The 16,002-nt window shown below is 46.1% G+C and carries 14 protein-coding genes; 13 read left to right on the plus strand and 1 reads right to left on the minus strand.

The genetic code is table 11. The annotated features are described in order from the left end of the window. Positions 1–94: 94 nt before the first annotated feature. The 12 genes from BUC05_RS01710 (at position 95) to BUC05_RS01765 (ending at position 13,790) form a co-directional block, all read left to right on the plus strand. Positions 95–1,273, plus strand: a complete 1,179-nt coding sequence (locus BUC05_RS01710; protein ID WP_035203933.1) for a stage II sporulation protein P — start codon at positions 95–97, stop codon at positions 1,271–1,273. Beyond that, positions 1,270–1,617 carry a hypothetical protein gene (locus BUC05_RS01715; RefSeq protein WP_035203934.1) on the plus strand — a complete coding sequence of 116 codons (348 nt, stop codon included), beginning with the start codon at positions 1,270–1,272 and terminating at the stop codon, positions 1,615–1,617. Before BUC05_RS01710 ends, BUC05_RS01715 begins: the two co-directional genes overlap by 4 nt. Positions 1,618–1,687: 70 nt before the next feature. Beyond that, positions 1,688–3,511: a translation elongation factor 4 gene (gene lepA, locus BUC05_RS01720; protein WP_011246499.1), complete on the plus strand. Its 1,824-nt coding sequence runs from the start codon at positions 1,688–1,690 to the stop codon at positions 3,509–3,511. A gap of 218 nt (positions 3,512–3,729) precedes the next feature. Continuing rightward, entirely contained in the window at positions 3,730–4,896 is a 1,167-nt protein-coding gene (hemW, locus tag BUC05_RS01725) for a radical SAM family heme chaperone HemW (RefSeq protein WP_084140010.1), read from the plus strand. Between the two features lie 91 nt (positions 4,897–4,987). Further along, complete coding sequence (gene hrcA / locus BUC05_RS01730) at positions 4,988–6,016, plus strand: heat-inducible transcriptional repressor HrcA (protein WP_011246501.1); 1,029 nt, start codon at positions 4,988–4,990, stop codon at positions 6,014–6,016. A gap of 104 nt (positions 6,017–6,120) precedes the next feature. Next, the gene (gene grpE, locus BUC05_RS01735; protein WP_011246502.1) at positions 6,121–6,699 is read left to right on the plus strand and encodes a nucleotide exchange factor GrpE; all 579 of its coding nucleotides are present in this window, start codon (positions 6,121–6,123) and stop codon (positions 6,697–6,699) included. 18 nt (positions 6,700–6,717) lie between these two features. Continuing rightward, complete coding sequence (dnaK, locus tag BUC05_RS01740; RefSeq protein ID WP_011246503.1) at positions 6,718–8,553, plus strand: molecular chaperone DnaK; 1,836 nt, start codon at positions 6,718–6,720, stop codon at positions 8,551–8,553. Positions 8,554–8,711: 158 nt separating this feature from the next. Further along, a complete protein-coding gene (gene dnaJ, locus BUC05_RS01745) occupies positions 8,712–9,830 on the plus strand; it encodes a molecular chaperone DnaJ (protein ID WP_035203938.1) in 1,119 nt (372 codons plus the stop codon). A gap of 23 nt (positions 9,831–9,853) precedes the next feature. Further along, entirely contained in the window at positions 9,854–10,801 is a 948-nt protein-coding gene (gene prmA / locus BUC05_RS01750; protein WP_035203940.1) for a 50S ribosomal protein L11 methyltransferase, read from the plus strand. Between the two features lie 14 nt (positions 10,802–10,815). Beyond that, positions 10,816–11,562, plus strand: a complete 747-nt coding sequence (locus tag BUC05_RS01755) for a 16S rRNA (uracil(1498)-N(3))-methyltransferase (RefSeq protein ID WP_035203944.1) — start codon at positions 10,816–10,818, stop codon at positions 11,560–11,562. Between the two features lie 11 nt (positions 11,563–11,573). Further along, complete coding sequence (gene mtaB / locus BUC05_RS01760; protein ID WP_035203947.1) at positions 11,574–12,911, plus strand: tRNA (N(6)-L-threonylcarbamoyladenosine(37)-C(2))-methylthiotransferase MtaB; 1,338 nt, start codon at positions 11,574–11,576, stop codon at positions 12,909–12,911. Positions 12,912–13,025: 114 nt separating this feature from the next. Then, entirely contained in the window at positions 13,026–13,790 is a 765-nt protein-coding gene (locus tag BUC05_RS01765; protein ID WP_035203950.1) for a class I SAM-dependent methyltransferase, read from the plus strand. A 46-nt stretch (positions 13,791–13,836) separates the two neighbouring features. Here BUC05_RS01765 and BUC05_RS01770 read toward each other — a convergent pair whose 3' ends face one another. Further along, on the minus strand, positions 13,837–15,087 hold the full coding sequence (locus tag BUC05_RS01770) for a dicarboxylate/amino acid:cation symporter (protein ID WP_035203952.1): 1,251 nt from the start codon (positions 15,085–15,087) through the stop codon (positions 13,837–13,839). Between the two features lie 157 nt (positions 15,088–15,244). On the opposite strand from BUC05_RS01770, the gene deoC reads away from it, so the two are divergent. After that, positions 15,245–15,919, plus strand: coding sequence for a deoxyribose-phosphate aldolase (gene deoC / locus BUC05_RS01775; RefSeq protein ID WP_035203955.1), 675 nt, complete (start codon positions 15,245–15,247; stop codon positions 15,917–15,919). The last annotated feature ends 83 nt before the right edge of the window (positions 15,920–16,002 follow it).

Here is a 16,002-nt window from a genome sequence, read left to right on the forward strand (position 1 = left end):
AGAAAGCAGGCACTCGCCTGCTTTCTTTTCTGTTCTATGGCCTCTCCTTGATACATAAGATGGAAGGACAAGCACAACAGGGAGGTCGTCAAATATGAAACAAGGCCAATCACATTCGCGCTTTATGCGTATTGCAGCTAGCTTGGTCATTACGTTGATGGCGGTCTTTCTTTGCACGAGTGTATTGGTGTCATCGGGGCCAAGCAAAACATTCTCTTCCCGTGCGCTGGCAAATTGGACAACCACGTTAAGCGGGGGACATTTCCTAAAGTTGATGGGCACAGAAAACCGCGTTTTTACGGAAGCGTTGCCTGACGAAGAAAGGGAGTCGTTTTCGTTAGGCTCGTTGTTTTTTGCGATTACGACAAGCATTAACCCAGATGATCCAAGGAGCCTGCTTGGTCGTGAGCTTCCTGGTTTTTCATTGTTTGACACGACCATTCATATTGCCGGTGAAGGCACTGATTATACAAGTTTGCCTGTTGAATCATCGCCGCCGGACGATTTGCTCGCCAGTGAACAGAAAGCAAAACAAGAGGCGCTTGACCGTAAAAAGGCGGAAGAGGAAGCAGCCAAGAAAAAAGAAGCGGAGCAAGCAAACAAAGCGGACGAAGACAAAGTGGTCGATGTGTACATTGGCACAACGCATACGTATGAATCATTCTTTCCTGAATTGGAGATGGAGGATACAGAAAACGCCAATAAAGCGACGCACAAGGAGATCAATATGACAATGGTAGCGGATCGCTTAAAGCAAGCGTTGGAACAACATGGCATTTACGCCCAAGTAGAGGAGCGCGATGTCCAGGCAACGTTAGTGGAACGTGGATTAGGATATGAGGCTTCTTATGACGTTTCTCGTGAATTTATTAAGTCAGCGAAAGCTGACAACGACGACTTAATGTATTTCTTTGACTTGCACAGGGATTCGATCCGGAGAGATAAAACAACAGTGACGATCAATGGCGAAACATTTGCGCGTCCATTCTTTGTAGTCGGTCAAAACTACGCTGATTTTGAATCGAATTTGCAAATTGCAAATGAGCTTCATAAAAAGCTAGAGGAAATTTACCCGTCATTAAGCCGAGGCGTCTTTAAAAAGAGTGGAGCAAGTACAAACGGGCGGTTTAACCAAGATTTGTTTGCCAATTCGATTTTGCTTGAAGTTGGTGGTGTCGATAACTCGCTTGAAGAAGCGTACCGTTCAATCGATGCGTTTGCTGAAGTGTTCGCAGATTACTACTATAACGAGAAAGAAGGGGAGAACGAATGAAGCGCTTGGGGAAATTCGGGGTGTTGCTTATTGTGTGTATGCTGTTTGGCATGATGCTCGGAGTCCAGCTTATGAGCGAACACGCCGGCTTAAGCGAAACCAAACCACTTGAGTTGAACAAGGAAGAGCCTGTGAGGGAAATTTCGGCCACTCCTCCTACACCTACAGTAGCAGACGCAGAATTTGCAGGCACGACGAACTTTTTTTCTGAATTGGGATTAACACTTGCAAGTGGAGCTGAGTCTGCGGCGAGAAGCGGTTTAGAGGGGCTGATGACAGCAGTACGTAATGGAATCAATAAAGAAAGCGAACGCCATGACGAATCCGCTGAAAGCTCTTATTGAAGCGCCGCCATTGGCTTGCTATAATAAGGGGCAGTGTACATGTACGCATTTTAGGGGTGAGTCAAGAAAAATGAACAACGACCAACGACTTGAGCGGCAGTCGAGAATCCGAAACTTCTCGATTATCGCCCATATTGACCACGGGAAATCAACATTGGCAGACCGCATCCTTGAAAGGACCGGGGCATTGACTGACCGTGAAATGAAAGAACAAGCGCTTGATGCAATGGACTTGGAACGCGAGCGTGGCATAACGATTAAGCTGAACGCAGTCCAATTGAAATACAAAGCCAAAGACGGAAACGAGTATATTTTTCATTTAATTGATACGCCAGGACATGTCGATTTTACTTATGAAGTGTCCCGCAGCCTCGCTGCTTGTGAAGGGGCGCTTCTTATCGTTGATAGCGCCCAAGGAATTGAGGCGCAAACGCTCGCCAACGTTTACTTGGCATTAGACAATGACTTGGAAATTTTGCCTGTTATTAATAAAATCGACTTGCCAAGCGCAGAGCCAGAACGTGTGAAAAAAGAAGTGGAAGACGTCATTGGCCTTGATGCTTCCGATGCTGTATTGGCTTCTGCCAAAAATGGCATCGGCATTGAAGACATTTTGGAACAGGTCGTTGAGAAAGTGCCTGCCCCTGCTGGCGATCCAACAGCACCGCTTAAAGCGTTAATATTTGACTCGCTCTATGATCCATACCGTGGCGTCATTGCTTATATCCGTATCGTCGAGGGCACTGTTCGCCCTGGTGAAAAAATTAGGATGATGCAAACAGGGAAGGAATTTGAAGTGAATGAAGTTGGCGTATTTACGCCAAAAGCAGTCAAATGCGAAGAATTAACTGTAGGTGATGTAGGCTTTTTAACAGCAGCGATCAAAAATGTCAGCGACTCTCGTGTCGGCGACACGATAACAAGCGCCGTCAATCCAGCACAAGAGGCATTGCCTGGCTATCGGCGGATGAATCCAATGGTCTATTGCGGCCTTTATCCGATCGATACAAATGATTACAACGATCTACGCGAGGCATTGGAGCGCCTCGAGCTGAATGATGCTTCTCTCCAGTATGAACCAGAAACGTCACAAGCACTTGGTTTTGGCTTCCGCTGCGGCTTTTTAGGATTGCTTCACATGGAAATTATTCAGGAGCGGATTGAACGGGAATTTGGGATTTCCTTAATTACGACAGCGCCATCGGTTATTTACCATGTGACGCTTACAGACGGCAATACGATCCAAATTGACAACCCGACAAATATGCCTGATCCCCAAAAAATGGACCATGTCGAAGAGCCGTATGTCAAATCGACTGTGATGGTGCCTAATGACTATGTTGGTGCAGTCATGGAGCTTTGCCAAAGCAAGCGCGGCATTTTTGTGGACATGCAGTATTTAGATGAAAACCGCGTACAAATCATTTATGAGATCCCTTTATCGGAAATTGTCTACGATTTCTTTGATCAATTGAAATCGAATACGAAAGGGTATGCCTCTTTTGATTATGAACTAATCGGCTACAGGCAATCAAAATTAGTAAAAATGGACATTTTATTGAACGGCGAGAAAGTTGACGCTCTGTCCGTCATTGTCCACCGCGATTCGGCATATGAACGGGGGAAAGTGATCGTTGAAAAACTGAAAGAGTTAATTCCGCGCCAGCAATTTGAAGTGCCTGTCCAAGCAAGTATTGGCACAAAAATTATCGCTCGTTCGACGATCAAAGCAATCCGCAAAAATGTGTTAGCTAAATGTTATGGCGGCGACATTTCCCGTAAACGAAAGCTTCTTGAGAAGCAAAAAGAAGGCAAGAAGCGAATGAAAGCAGTTGGAAACGTCGAGATTCCACAGGAAGCTTTTATGGCTGTACTGCGCATGGACGACAAGTAAGCAATACTTGTGCATGATGCCCTTATAGAATTGCCCGCTTCCAGCCGTAAAAGAGCCGACCTCTAAATGAAAATACGTAGAGGCCACCTTCTGTATTTAGGAGGTCGGCTTTTTTCTGTCAAATCAATTCCTTTTGCTACAAATTTGCTGGGGCTGCTACGCCTCCTCCAGGGTAGGCTTGAGGAAAGGACACTTAAATGAGCAAGGAGGAGAGACGCGTGAGCCACTCGCTATATGTGCATATTCCATTTTGTGAACATATCTGTCATTATTGTGATTTTAATAAAGTATTTATTGAAAACCAGCCTGTGGATGCCTACATTGACGCTTTAATTGAAGAAATGAAACAAGCCCGTGCCCGTCGAAGAGATGGCCTAGTGAAAACGATTTATGTTGGTGGTGGCACGCCGACAGCGTTAACGGCTACACAACTAGAACGACTGTTTTCAGCGATAGAGAGCCTTTTCGATTTAAGCGGACTGGAAGAATGGACGGTTGAAGTGAACCCAGACAGCGCCGATGAAGATAAGCTCGGAGTTATGAAACGTTACGGTGTCAACCGCTTAAGCATAGGCGCGCAAACATTCAACCAAAAGCTGTTAGCGGATATTGGACGAACCCATTCGCCCGAAGGGGTGGAGCAGGCTGTTCGCAAGGCGCGTTCATTAGGGTTTACCAATCTTTCTATTGATTTAATGCTCGGCTTGCCAAACCAATCAGTTGCCGACTTTGAACGCTCAGTCGATCGCGCTTTGTCCTTAGACGTAGAACATATTTCCGCTTATGCATTAAAAATTGAAAAACAAACTGTCTTTTATAACCGTTACAAAAAAGGGCAGCTCCACTTGCCCCCTGAAGACGATGATGTAGCGATGTATGAGTTGCTTAAGAAAAAAACAGCCGCAGCTGGGCTTGACCAGTATGAAATTAGCAATTTCGGCAAACCTGGCTATGAGAGCAAACATAATCTTGTCTATTGGCGCAATGAACCATATGCCGGTTTTGGCGCCGGTGCTTCTGGCTATGAAAATCAAGTGCGCTACCAAAATATCAATCCCGTTGCAAAATATATTGAAGCTGTGTGGGCTACTGGAGAGCCGCGGTTGCGGACCCATGTCGTCAGTCGGGCCGAGTGTTTAGAAGAGGCTGTTTTTTTAGGGCTTCGTATTCGTAGCGGTATAAATAAAGCTGATTTTTTTGCGCGTTATGGGCTAGACGTGGAGTCGCTGTTTGCCAAAGAAATCGCAGAAGGGAAACGAAAAGGGCTTCTAGAAGAAAATGACCACGTGATTCGTTTGACAGAAAATGGGTTGTTGCTTGGGAATGAAGCATTTGCATTGTTTGTGGCTGTTTTAGAAGACAGCGAGCTGCAAGGCGATCATTGAGCGTTTTTTCATTGACAAATGGACACCTGTTTGATAGTGTATCAATAGTATTAGCACTCGTTGCATTTGAGTGCTAACAGGAGGTGCTGGGATGTTAACGGAAAGACAACTGTTGGTGTTACATGCGATCGTTGACGACTATGTTCGCTCTGCTGAGCCGGTTGGTTCGCGCAGCATCTCGAAACGAGAGGATATCCCATACAGTCCAGCAACGATTCGGAACGAAATGGCTGATCTCGAAGAACTGGGATTTTTGGAAAAACCCCATAGTTCAGCTGGCCGTGTCCCCTCTCAACAAGGGTACCGGTACTATGTCGACCATTTATTGTCGCCGCACCGTTTGACTGTAGCTGAGCGAGCTGGCCTTTCCAGGCTGACAACAGCCAGGCTCCAGGCAATGGAAGAGGTGTTCCAAGAATCGGCGCGGATTTTGTCAGAAATGACTAGCTATGTGTCGATTGTACTTGGCCCAGAATCGATAAATGAACGTTTGCGCCATATACAAATCATCCCGATGAGCAACCAAAAGGCTGTTGTGATCCTTGTAAGCGAAAACGGGCATGTTGAAAACAGGCTTGTCCAAGTGGATGAAAATGTGACGCCTTCCGATTTAGAGCGGACGGTCAATTTGTTAAATGAGCGCCTTGTTGGCACGCCGTTGTCTTCTTTGCAACGGAAGTTGAATACAGAGCTTGCCCAACTTTTTAAAGCGCATATCAATAACTACGAACATATTCTCCATATGCTTCAGCAGTCAATGGTTCCTGCTTCAGGAGAGAAACTATTCTTTTCAGGGAAAACCAATTTAATGGAACAGCCTGAATTTCAAGATGTTGAGAAAATGAGGCTTCTCTATAAAGCACTTGAAGAGGAAAATTTATTGCAAAAGTGGCTGCGCGCACAACAAACAGATGGGCTCCATGTTTCGATTGGCCAAGAAAACGAACTGGAAGCGTTCGAGTCTTGCAGTGTCATTACAGCATCTTATGCCATTGACGGCCGCCATGTCGGGACGCTAGGCGTGATCGGACCGACAAGAATGGAATATAAGCGGATGATTAAAGTGGTTGACTCCTTGTCGAAAGACTTGACAAAACGGTTAACTGGTTTTGAACGTTAGTATTTCGTATACGCAGCAGTCCTCTGCTGCTATACATAGAAGGCGCGGGCAAATGTCCAAAGCCCGCAAGCTATAGACGATGATTTTACAGGAGGTGAACAAACGTGGCAGAAGAGAAGAACGAGGAACTGCAAACAGAAGAAACAGAACAAACAAAAGAAGACGGCCACGGCGATTCCGCTGAGCAAGAAGAGACTGAAAACAATAGCGGAACTGAAGTTGAAGAACAAGAAGAGCCAGAGGTTCACCCTCTTGAAATAGAGCTAAATGAATTGAAAGACCGTCTCGCTCGCGTTCGTGCTGATTATGAAAATTTTCGCCGTCGCACAAAAGAGGAGAAAGAGGCGCAGGCAAAATACCGCGCCCAAGGCTTTATTGAAAAACTGCTCCCTGCGCTTGATAACTTCGAACGCGCTTTGTTGGTCGAACCTAAACATGAAGAAGCAAAGCAATTGCTCCAAGGAATGGAAATGGTGTACCGCCAAGTAGAAGAAGCATTAAAACAAGAAGGGGTAGAACCGATTCCTACAGAAGGTGAGCTGTTCGACCCACATCTCCACCAAGCAGTGATGCAAGTGTCAGAGGAAGGCTATGAGCCGAACCAAATTGTTGAGGAACTTCAAAAAGGGTACAAACTAAAAGACCGAGTGATTCGACACTCAATGGTGAAAGTAAATCAATAGGACTTGGAGGAACGACGCATGAGCAAAATTATTGGTATTGACTTAGGGACAACAAACTCTTGTGTGGCCGTAATGGAGGGCGGCGAAGCCACGGTTATCCCAAACCCAGAAGGCAACCGGACAACGCCTTCTGTAGTCGCTTTTAAAGACGGAGAGCGTCTCGTGGGCGAAGTGGCAAAGCGCCAAGCGATCACTAACCCAAATACGGTCATTTCCATTAAACGTCATATGGGTACTGATTACAAAGTAGACATTGAAGGGAAAAGTTACTCCCCTCAAGAAATTTCAGCGATTATTTTACAAAAGTTAAAAGCCGATGCAGAAGCATACCTTGGCGAGAAAGTTACCAAAGCGGTCATTACGGTTCCAGCTTATTTTAATGACTCCCAACGTCAAGCGACAAAAGACGCAGGCAAAATTGCTGGCCTTGAAGTGGACCGCATCGTCAATGAGCCGACAGCTGCAGCTCTTGCATATGGTCTTGAAAAAGAAGATGACCAAACGATTCTGGTTTATGACCTTGGCGGCGGTACGTTCGACGTTTCCATCCTTGAACTAGGCGACGGCTTCTTCGAAGTAAAAGCTACTTCTGGTGACAACAAACTAGGCGGCGATGATTTTGATGAAGTGATCATGGATCATCTTGTAGCAGAGTTTAAAAAAGAAAACGGCATCGACTTGTCGCAAGATAAAATGGCGATGCAACGTCTGAAAGACGCTGCTGAGAAAGCGAAGAAAGATTTATCTGGCGTTACGCAAACGCAAATTTCGCTGCCATTTATTACTGCCGATGCCACAGGTCCTAAGCACTTAGAGTTAACATTGACTCGTGCGAAATTCGATGAGTTGTCTGCCGACCTCGTAGAACGGACGCTTGGCCCAACACGCCGTGCGCTCTCTGATGCTGGTCTGTCCGCATCAGACATCGACAAAGTCGTCCTTGTTGGTGGATCGACTCGTATTCCGGCTGTACAAGAGGCAATTAAAAAGCTAACAGGCAAAGACCCTCATAAAGGCGTCAACCCTGACGAAGTAGTAGCGCTTGGAGCTGCAGTGCAAGCAGGTGTGTTGACTGGTGATGTTAAAGACGTTGTGCTTCTTGACGTTACACCATTGTCTCTTGGAATTGAGACGATGGGCGGCGTATTCACCAAACTAATTGAACGCAACACAACGATTCCTACATCAAAATCACAAGTGTTTTCAACAGCTGCTGACAATCAGCCTTCTGTTGATATTCATGTGCTTCAAGGGGAACGGGAAATGGCTGCCGACAACAAAACGCTTGGCCGTTTCCAATTAACAGACATTCCGCCAGCACCACGGGGAGTGCCGCAAATTGAAGTGACATTTGATATTGACGCTAACGGTATTGTCAATGTTAAGGCGAAAGATCTTGGAACCAACAAAGAACAATCGATTACAATCACGTCTTCTTCAGGCCTATCAGAAGAAGAAATTGATAAAATGGTACAAGAAGCCGAAGCAAATGCAGAAGCAGACAAAAAGCGTCGCGAGCAAGTAGAACTGCGTAACGAAGCAGACCAGCTCGTCTTTTCAACTGAAAAAACGCTAAAAGATTTAGGCGACAATGTTGATCAAGCAGAAAAAGACAAAGCCGAAGCAGCAAAAGACAAGTTGAAAAAAGCACTTGAAGCCGACAACACAGACGACATTAAAGCTGCCAAGGACGAACTTCAAGAAATCGTCACTGCTTTGACGACAAAGTTGTATGAGCAAGCAGCACAAGCGGCACAAGCTCAACAAGACGGCGGCAATGAAAGTGCGGATAAGCAAGACGACAACGTTGTTGACGCAGATTACGAAGAAGTGAACGACGACGACAAAAAATAAGCTTGCTTAATGGAAGAAAGTCAAAGTCAGTAGTGGCTTTGGCTTTTTTCTCTGAAAAAAGCGTCGAGATTGCAACCGCGCTTTATATGGTGGTATGATGAACGTTATGTGAGAAAACGTGAAGCGACAGACAGCTTCAGTCGGGAGGGAAACTACACGTGAGCAAACGAGATTACTATGAAGTGCTTGGCGTAGACCGGAATGCATCAGTAGAAGAAGTAAAAAAAGCATATCGAAAACTAGCACGAAAATATCACCCTGATGTCAACAAGGAAGAGGACGCTGAGGCGAAATTTAAGGAAGTAAAAGAAGCCTATGATACATTGAGCGATCCACAAAAGAAAGCCCGTTATGACCAGTTTGGCCATGCCGATCCAAACCAAGGATTTGGAGGAGCCGGCGCAAGTGGCGATTTTGGTGGTTTTAGCGACATTTTTGATATGTTTTTTGGCGGTGGAGGTGGGCGCCGCAATCCAAATGCCCCGCGCCAAGGGGATGACCTTCAATATACGATGACATTGGAGTTTAAAGAAGCAGTATTTGGCAAGGAAACCGAAATTGAAATCCCCCGTGAGGAAACATGCGGTACGTGCCATGGATCAGGGGCCAAACCAGGTACAAAGCCAGATACTTGTTCCCATTGCGGTGGGTCAGGTCAACTGAATGTTGAACAAAACACGCCATTTGGCCGCGTTGTTAATCGCCGTGTTTGTAACTATTGTGAAGGAACTGGGAAAATCATTAAGCAAAAATGTGCTACATGCAGCGGCAAAGGCAAAGTGCGGAAACGCAAAAAAATCAATATCAAAGTGCCAGCAGGGATTGATAATGGGCAACAACTCCGCGTAGCTGGACAAGGTGAAGCTGGGGCAAACGGGGGTCCTCCAGGCGACCTTTACGTTGTCTTCCAAGTGAAGCCACATGAATTTTTTGAACGTGATGGAGAAGACATTTATTGTGAAGTACCGCTCACTTTTCCACAAGTTGCTCTAGGGGATGAAATTGAAGTGCCAACTTTGACAGGAAAAGTTAAATTAAAAATTCCAGCAGGCACGCAAACAGGCACTAGTTTCCGCCTGAGAGGAAAAGGAGTGCCGAATGTGCATGGGCGCGGCCAAGGCGATCAGCATGTGCAAGTTCGTGTCGTAACGCCGAAAAATTTAACTGAAAATGAAAAAGAATTGATGCGTGAATTTGCCGGTATGAGCGGCGGAAGGCCAGAGGAGCAAAATGACGGATTTTTTGACAAACTGCGCCGTGCGTTCAAAGGCGATTGAAATCAAGCGAGGTGGCCGAACAAATGAAATGGGCTGAATTTCGCGTCCATACGACGCAGGAAGCGGTGGAGCCTGTATCAAATATTCTCCATGAATTAGGTGCCGCAGGCGTAGCGATTGAGGATCCCCAGGACCTTGTGACAGAGTGGAGTGTAAAGTATGGGGAAGTGTATGAGCTCTCCCCGGAGGATTACCCCGATGAAGGTGTGATGGTTAAAGCCTATTTTCCAATGGGCGCCACTTTTAAGGAAACGATTGCTGAAGTAAGAAGGCGCGTCCATAATCTCGTTTCCTTTCAAATTGACATTGGCCACGGGACAATGGATTATACAGAAGTAAAAGAAGAGGACTGGGCAACGGCATGGAAAAGCTTTTACCACCCTGTTCAAGTAACGGAGCAAGTCACCATTGTGCCGACATGGGAAGAGTATAGCGCCCGTCCAGGGGAAATCGTCATCGAATTAGATCCAGGGATGGCGTTTGGCACTGGGACACATCCAACAACGATTCTGTCGCTTCAAGCACTTGAGCATGCGGTCAAGCAAGGGGATGCAGTCATCGATGTTGGCACCGGTTCAGGTATACTTGCAATTGCTGCATGGAAATTCGGCGCCGAGTCTATTACAGCGTTGGACTTGGATGAGGTTGCTGTGAATAGCGCGAAGGCGAATGTCGCCCTAAACAGCGCTAGTGACTTCGTGCATGTGCAGCAAGGCAACCTCCTAGACGATGTTGCTAGCGAAAGCGCTGATGTGCTTGTTAGCAACATTCTAGCAGAAGTCATTTTGCAGTTTACGGCCGATGCTTACCGTGTTGTCAAACGAGGCGGGCTCTTTTTAACTTCTGGAATCATCTCTAGCAAAAGAGAAGCTGTCGAAGGGGCATTAAAGGCAGTAGGTTTTCTGATTCAGGAAGTGAACGAATTGGACGACTGGGTAGCGATTGTTGCGCAAAAACCCAGCCAAGCGTAGGTAGGTGCAAAGGCATGCAGCGTTACTTTATTAAAAATGAACAGTTGACAAATGAAGTTGTCGAAATAACTGGCGACGACGCCGCGCACATTACAAAAGTGATGCGTATGCAAGCAGGCGATGAAGTCATTTGCGTCAATGAAGACGGCAAAGCCGTGCTTGTTCAGCTTTCGCAATTCGACCCATCTAGCGTCAAAGGCACCGTTCTCAACGAAATGGACAACGAGACAGAATTGCCAATCCGTGTGACGGTCGCGCAAGGCCTGCCGAAAGGCGATAAGCTTGAAACCATCGTCCAAAAAGGAACAGAACTCGGCGCGTACGCATTCGCGCCTTTTTCTGCGAGTCGATCTATAGTAAAATGGGATGAAAAGAAGGGCACAAAAAAAGCGGAGCGTTTGCAAAAGATTGCTAAGGAAGCCGCAGAACAAGCACATCGCCTTTTCGTGCCAAATGTGGCCAAGCCTGTGCCGCTAAAAGTGGTTGCCGAGGCCCTTACTCATTACGATGTCTGCATTGTTTGTGATGAAGAAGAAGCGAAGCAAGGTGAAAAGGCAAACTTAAAGCGCGCTTTTGCTATGCTCAAACCAGGCATGTCTCTTTTGGTTATTGTCGGTCCTGAAGGCGGGCTGACTCGTGAGGAAGTAGCGCTTTTGTCGGCGAAGGGCGCGGTCTCTTGCAGCATAGGCCCTCGCATTGTCCGTACTGAAACGGCTGCTATGTACGTGTTAGCTGCTCTTTCGTACCAATTTGAATTATGAGGTGAATCCAGTTGTCAACTGTTGCGTTTCATACATTAGGCTGTAAAGTAAACCATTACGAGACGGAAGCGATTTGGCAGCTGTTTAAACAAGAAGGCTATGAAAAAGTCGAGTTTGAACAGACTGCAGACGTCTATGTCATTAATACATGTACGGTCACCAATACAGGTGACAAAAAAAGCAGGCAAGTCATTCGCCGCGCGATTCGCAAAAACCCAGACGCTGTTATTTGCGTAACTGGCTGTTATGCGCAAACGTCTCCTGCTGAAGTGATGGCCATTCCTGGGGTCGATATTGTTGTCGGTACGCAAGACCGCTCGAAAATGCTTGGTTACATCGACCAATATAAAAAAGAGCGGCAGCCAATCAACGCTGTCGGCAATATTATGAAATCACGGGTATATGAAGAATTGGATGTGCCTTCATTTACGGATCGGACACGGGCGTCTTTAAAAATTCAAGAAGGCTGTAACAATTTCTGCACATTTTGCATTATTCCTTGGGCGCGAGGGTTGATGCGTTCCCGCGATCCACAAGAAGTCGTGCGCCAAGCCCAGCAACTTGTTCATGCTGGCTACAAAGAAATCGTGTTGACTGGCATTCATACTGGCGGCTATGGCGAAGATTTGAAGGATTATAGCCTTGCCCGCTTGTTAGAGGATTTGGAAAAGGTAGAGGGGCTGAAACGGCTTCGTATTTCGTCGATTGAGGCGAGCCAATTAACCGACGAGGTCATTGCGGTGATCGGCAAATCAAGCAAAGTGGTCCGCCATATGCACATTCCGCTCCAATCTGGATCGGATACGGTGCTGAAACGGATGCGCAGGAAGTATACGATGGCCGCTTATGAAGAACGGATTGAAAAGTTAAAACAAGCCCTTCCACGGCTTGCGATTACGTCCGATGTCATTGTTGGGTTTCCTGGCGAGACAGAAGAAGAGTTCCAAGAAACATACGACTTTATCGCCAAACATAAGTTCAGTGAATTGCATGTCTTTCCTTATTCGATGCGCACAGGTACGCCAGCTGCTCGGATGACAGACCAAATCGATGAGGCCATAAAAAATGAACGTGTGCACCGCTTAATTGAACTGTCAAACCAATTAGCGAAAGAATATGCCTCAAGTTTTGAGAATGAAGTGCTTGAAGTCATTCCAGAAGAGCGAGATAAAGACAACCCTGAAAGTGGCTTGTTTGTCGGCTATACAGATAACTATTTAAAAGTAAAACTAGAAGCTGATGAAACGATGATTGGAAAATTGGTGCGCGTAAAAATCAAAGAGGCGGGCTATCCATATAACCATGGCGAATTCGTCCGCGTTTTAGAAGATTACAAGCAAATTGTGTAAAAAACGCATTCCGGAAAATTCCGGGATGCGTTTTTTTTATAGAGGGTGATCATTTATTCCGAATATCTTTCCCTACCAGCGCGTTTTATACTAAAAGCAAAAGGAGGGGAAGGCATGACACAAAAAGCAAGAGATACGTTTGGACCGAATGCGAATGCCTATGTAACAAGCAAGAATCACGCAAAAGGAGAAGATTTGGAACTGCTAAAGGCGCTTATTAGCAACAGCAAAGCGAAGACGGCACTTGATATCGCGACCGGGGCGGGGCATGCTGCTAAAACGATTGCCCCTTATGTGCAAAACGTCATAGCTGTCGATGTGACGCCAGAAATGCTAGCTGCCGCTCAAAACGTAGCAGCAACAAATCGCTTAACCAATATTGAATTTGTCGAGGCTACTGCTGAAAAGCTACCATTTTCCGCTTTTGCATTTGATCTAGCCGTTTGCCGCATTGCCGCCCACCATTTTGACGAAGTCTCTGCTTTTTTAAGGGAAGCTTACAGAGTCCTCAAAGAAGGAGGACGGCTCTATTTGCTCGATAATGTTGCCTTAGAGGAAGACGCCCTTGACCGCTTTTATAATAAGCTTGAAACATACCGCGATCCGAGCCATGTTCGCGCTTATAAAAAATCAGAATGGTTAAAAATGGCAGAAGAAGCGGGTTTTACCGTTAAACAGCTGCACACGTTTTGCAAGCAATTTGATTTTCATGACTGGACAGCGAGGGTGCAGTTGAATGGAGCAAAAAAACGTGATCTAGGAAAGTGGATGTTAGCGGCAGGAGAAAGAGAGAAACAAGCATATGCGATCAAAGAAGTAGACGGAGCGGTCTCTACTTTTTGTGGGCAATCGATTTTGCTTGAGCTTCAAAAAAACTAAAAAGCAGCATGGCGCAAGGGGATCCTTGCGCCATGCTCGTATGCACTTATGATCGCTGGGTACTGAGCCATTGTCGCCCTTCAACAAAACGGGCAGTCAACATCGAACAAACGGTGTTGCCACATGAGTTAAGCAGTGTAGCCGGGGCGTCAATAATCGTTGAAATGACAGCAATTAGCGGCAATGCTTCTGGTGGAAAGCCAAAAATGCTAAGAATAAGCATTTCACCAACAAGGCCGCCGCCAGGAATAGCTCCCATCACGGCGCCAACTAAAAAAGCGACTGCCAAGATGCTTAAAACCGCGGTAGGGCTTGCCATCTCCTTACCAAATAGCGTAAAGAGAAAGACAATCTTTAAAACACCGCCAATCACAGACCCGTCTTTATGGGTATTAGCTCCTAAGGGAATCACTGTTTCAGCAATGTCCTTGGGGACGCCCATCCGTTTTGCTGCCTGCAAATTAACGGGAATGCTCGCTGCACTTGAACATGTGGCCAGTGCAGTTGTCGATGGGGCGACTGCATGTTTCCAAAATGTCTTGGTGCCAAGCTTGCCGCTGGCAACGTATGCATATAAAGTAAAAAAGCCAAAAAAATAAACCGCTGTAATGCCGATATATAGGAGGAGTACGCGTAAATATCCACCAAGAAGTTGGCTTCCGAGTTCGCCAATAATTGCGGCAAAATAACATCCTAAACCGATCGGAGCGTAATACATAATATAAGAAATAATTTTCATCATGACAGCCTGACCTGAACGCAAAAATTGGGCGAACGGCTTGCCCTGTTCACCAATGGCTGTAGTGGCCAAACCAACAAATACAGATAGAACAATCAATTGTAGCATGTTGCTTCGCGAAAAGAGATCGGCGAAGTCTGGGACTGTGACTGTTTGGACAAGCTCTTCAAGCAAATTGAACTCTTCATTCGCCTCTTCAGGCGTATAAGAAGAGAGCTCTCCTTGCAACGAAGCTGTTTCAGTCTCTGATAAAGGCGGGACAAGGGAAGACCCAAAAAGTGCCAAAACGCCGGCAATTGCCGCTGTCACAAAAAAGACTGCAAACATAGTGCCCATGATTTTTCCTAAGCGCTTCATCCCGTTCATCGTTGCAATCGCTGAGGAGATGCTGAAAAACACAAGTGGGACGATCATCATAAACATGAAGTTTAAAAATAAATCGCCAAATGGGCGAACGATTGTCGCATCTTCCCCAAAATAAAGGCCACATGCCCCTCCTATAGCAACGGCTCCTAGTAAAATCAGTGAAAAGCGGTACTGCTGTAAAAATTGTCTCATCATCATTTCTCCTTACAAATGTACATGGCTGCTCTCTAATCATACATAGGAAAAGACAAAACGACAATCGCCAATTGCTCGTCTAGTTGGCTGTTCGTTTTGTCTTTTTTCATGGTATGATAGCTAGGCACGTACAAATCAGGAAAGGGTGGGTTCAATGGCAACCGATATCGCAAGGTTGATTGACCATACACTGCTTAAGGCAGATGCGACAAAGGAACAAATTCTCCAATTATGCAAAGAAGCACAAACATACCAATTTGCCTCAGTCTGCATTAACCCCTATTGGGTAAAACTCGCCGCTGAACAATTGAAAGAGGACAAACATGTTGCAGTTTGTACAGTAATTGGCTTTCCTCTAGGCCAATCAACGCCTGAAACGAAAGCGTTTGAAACAAAAAACGCGATTGCCAATGGCGCCACTGAAGTCGATATGGTTATCAATGTTGCGGCTCTTAAAGATAAACAAGACCAAATGGTGTTAAATGATATTCGAGCGGTTGTCGATGCTGCAAAAGATAAAGCACTGACAAAAGTCATTCTCGAAACATGCTTGTTGACGAACGAAGAAAAAGAGCGTGCATGTGCACTTGCTGTTCAAGCAGGAGCCGATTATGTCAAAACGTCTACAGGCTTCTCAACAGGAGGAGCTACGGTGGAAGATATTGCGTTAATGCGCCGAGTTGTCGGTGCGGATGTCGGTGTGAAAGCTTCCGGGGGTATTCGTGATTTAGCAGCTGTGAATGCGATGGTAGAAGCAGGTGCCACTCGTATTGGCGCAAGTGCAGGGGTAGCGATCGTAACAGGTGCCACAGGAAGTAGCGGCTACTAATACACAAAGGCGCTAAGTGCTCTAACGGATATGCCTGTCCAATGATGAAGTATACGAGCATTTGTCTACAGTCTGAAAGGCGG

Origin of the sequence: Shouchella rhizosphaerae, from assembly GCF_900142675.1 — a bacterium.
GTDB classification, from domain to species: Bacteria; Bacillota; Bacilli; order Bacillales; family Bacillaceae_D; genus Shouchella; species Shouchella rhizosphaerae.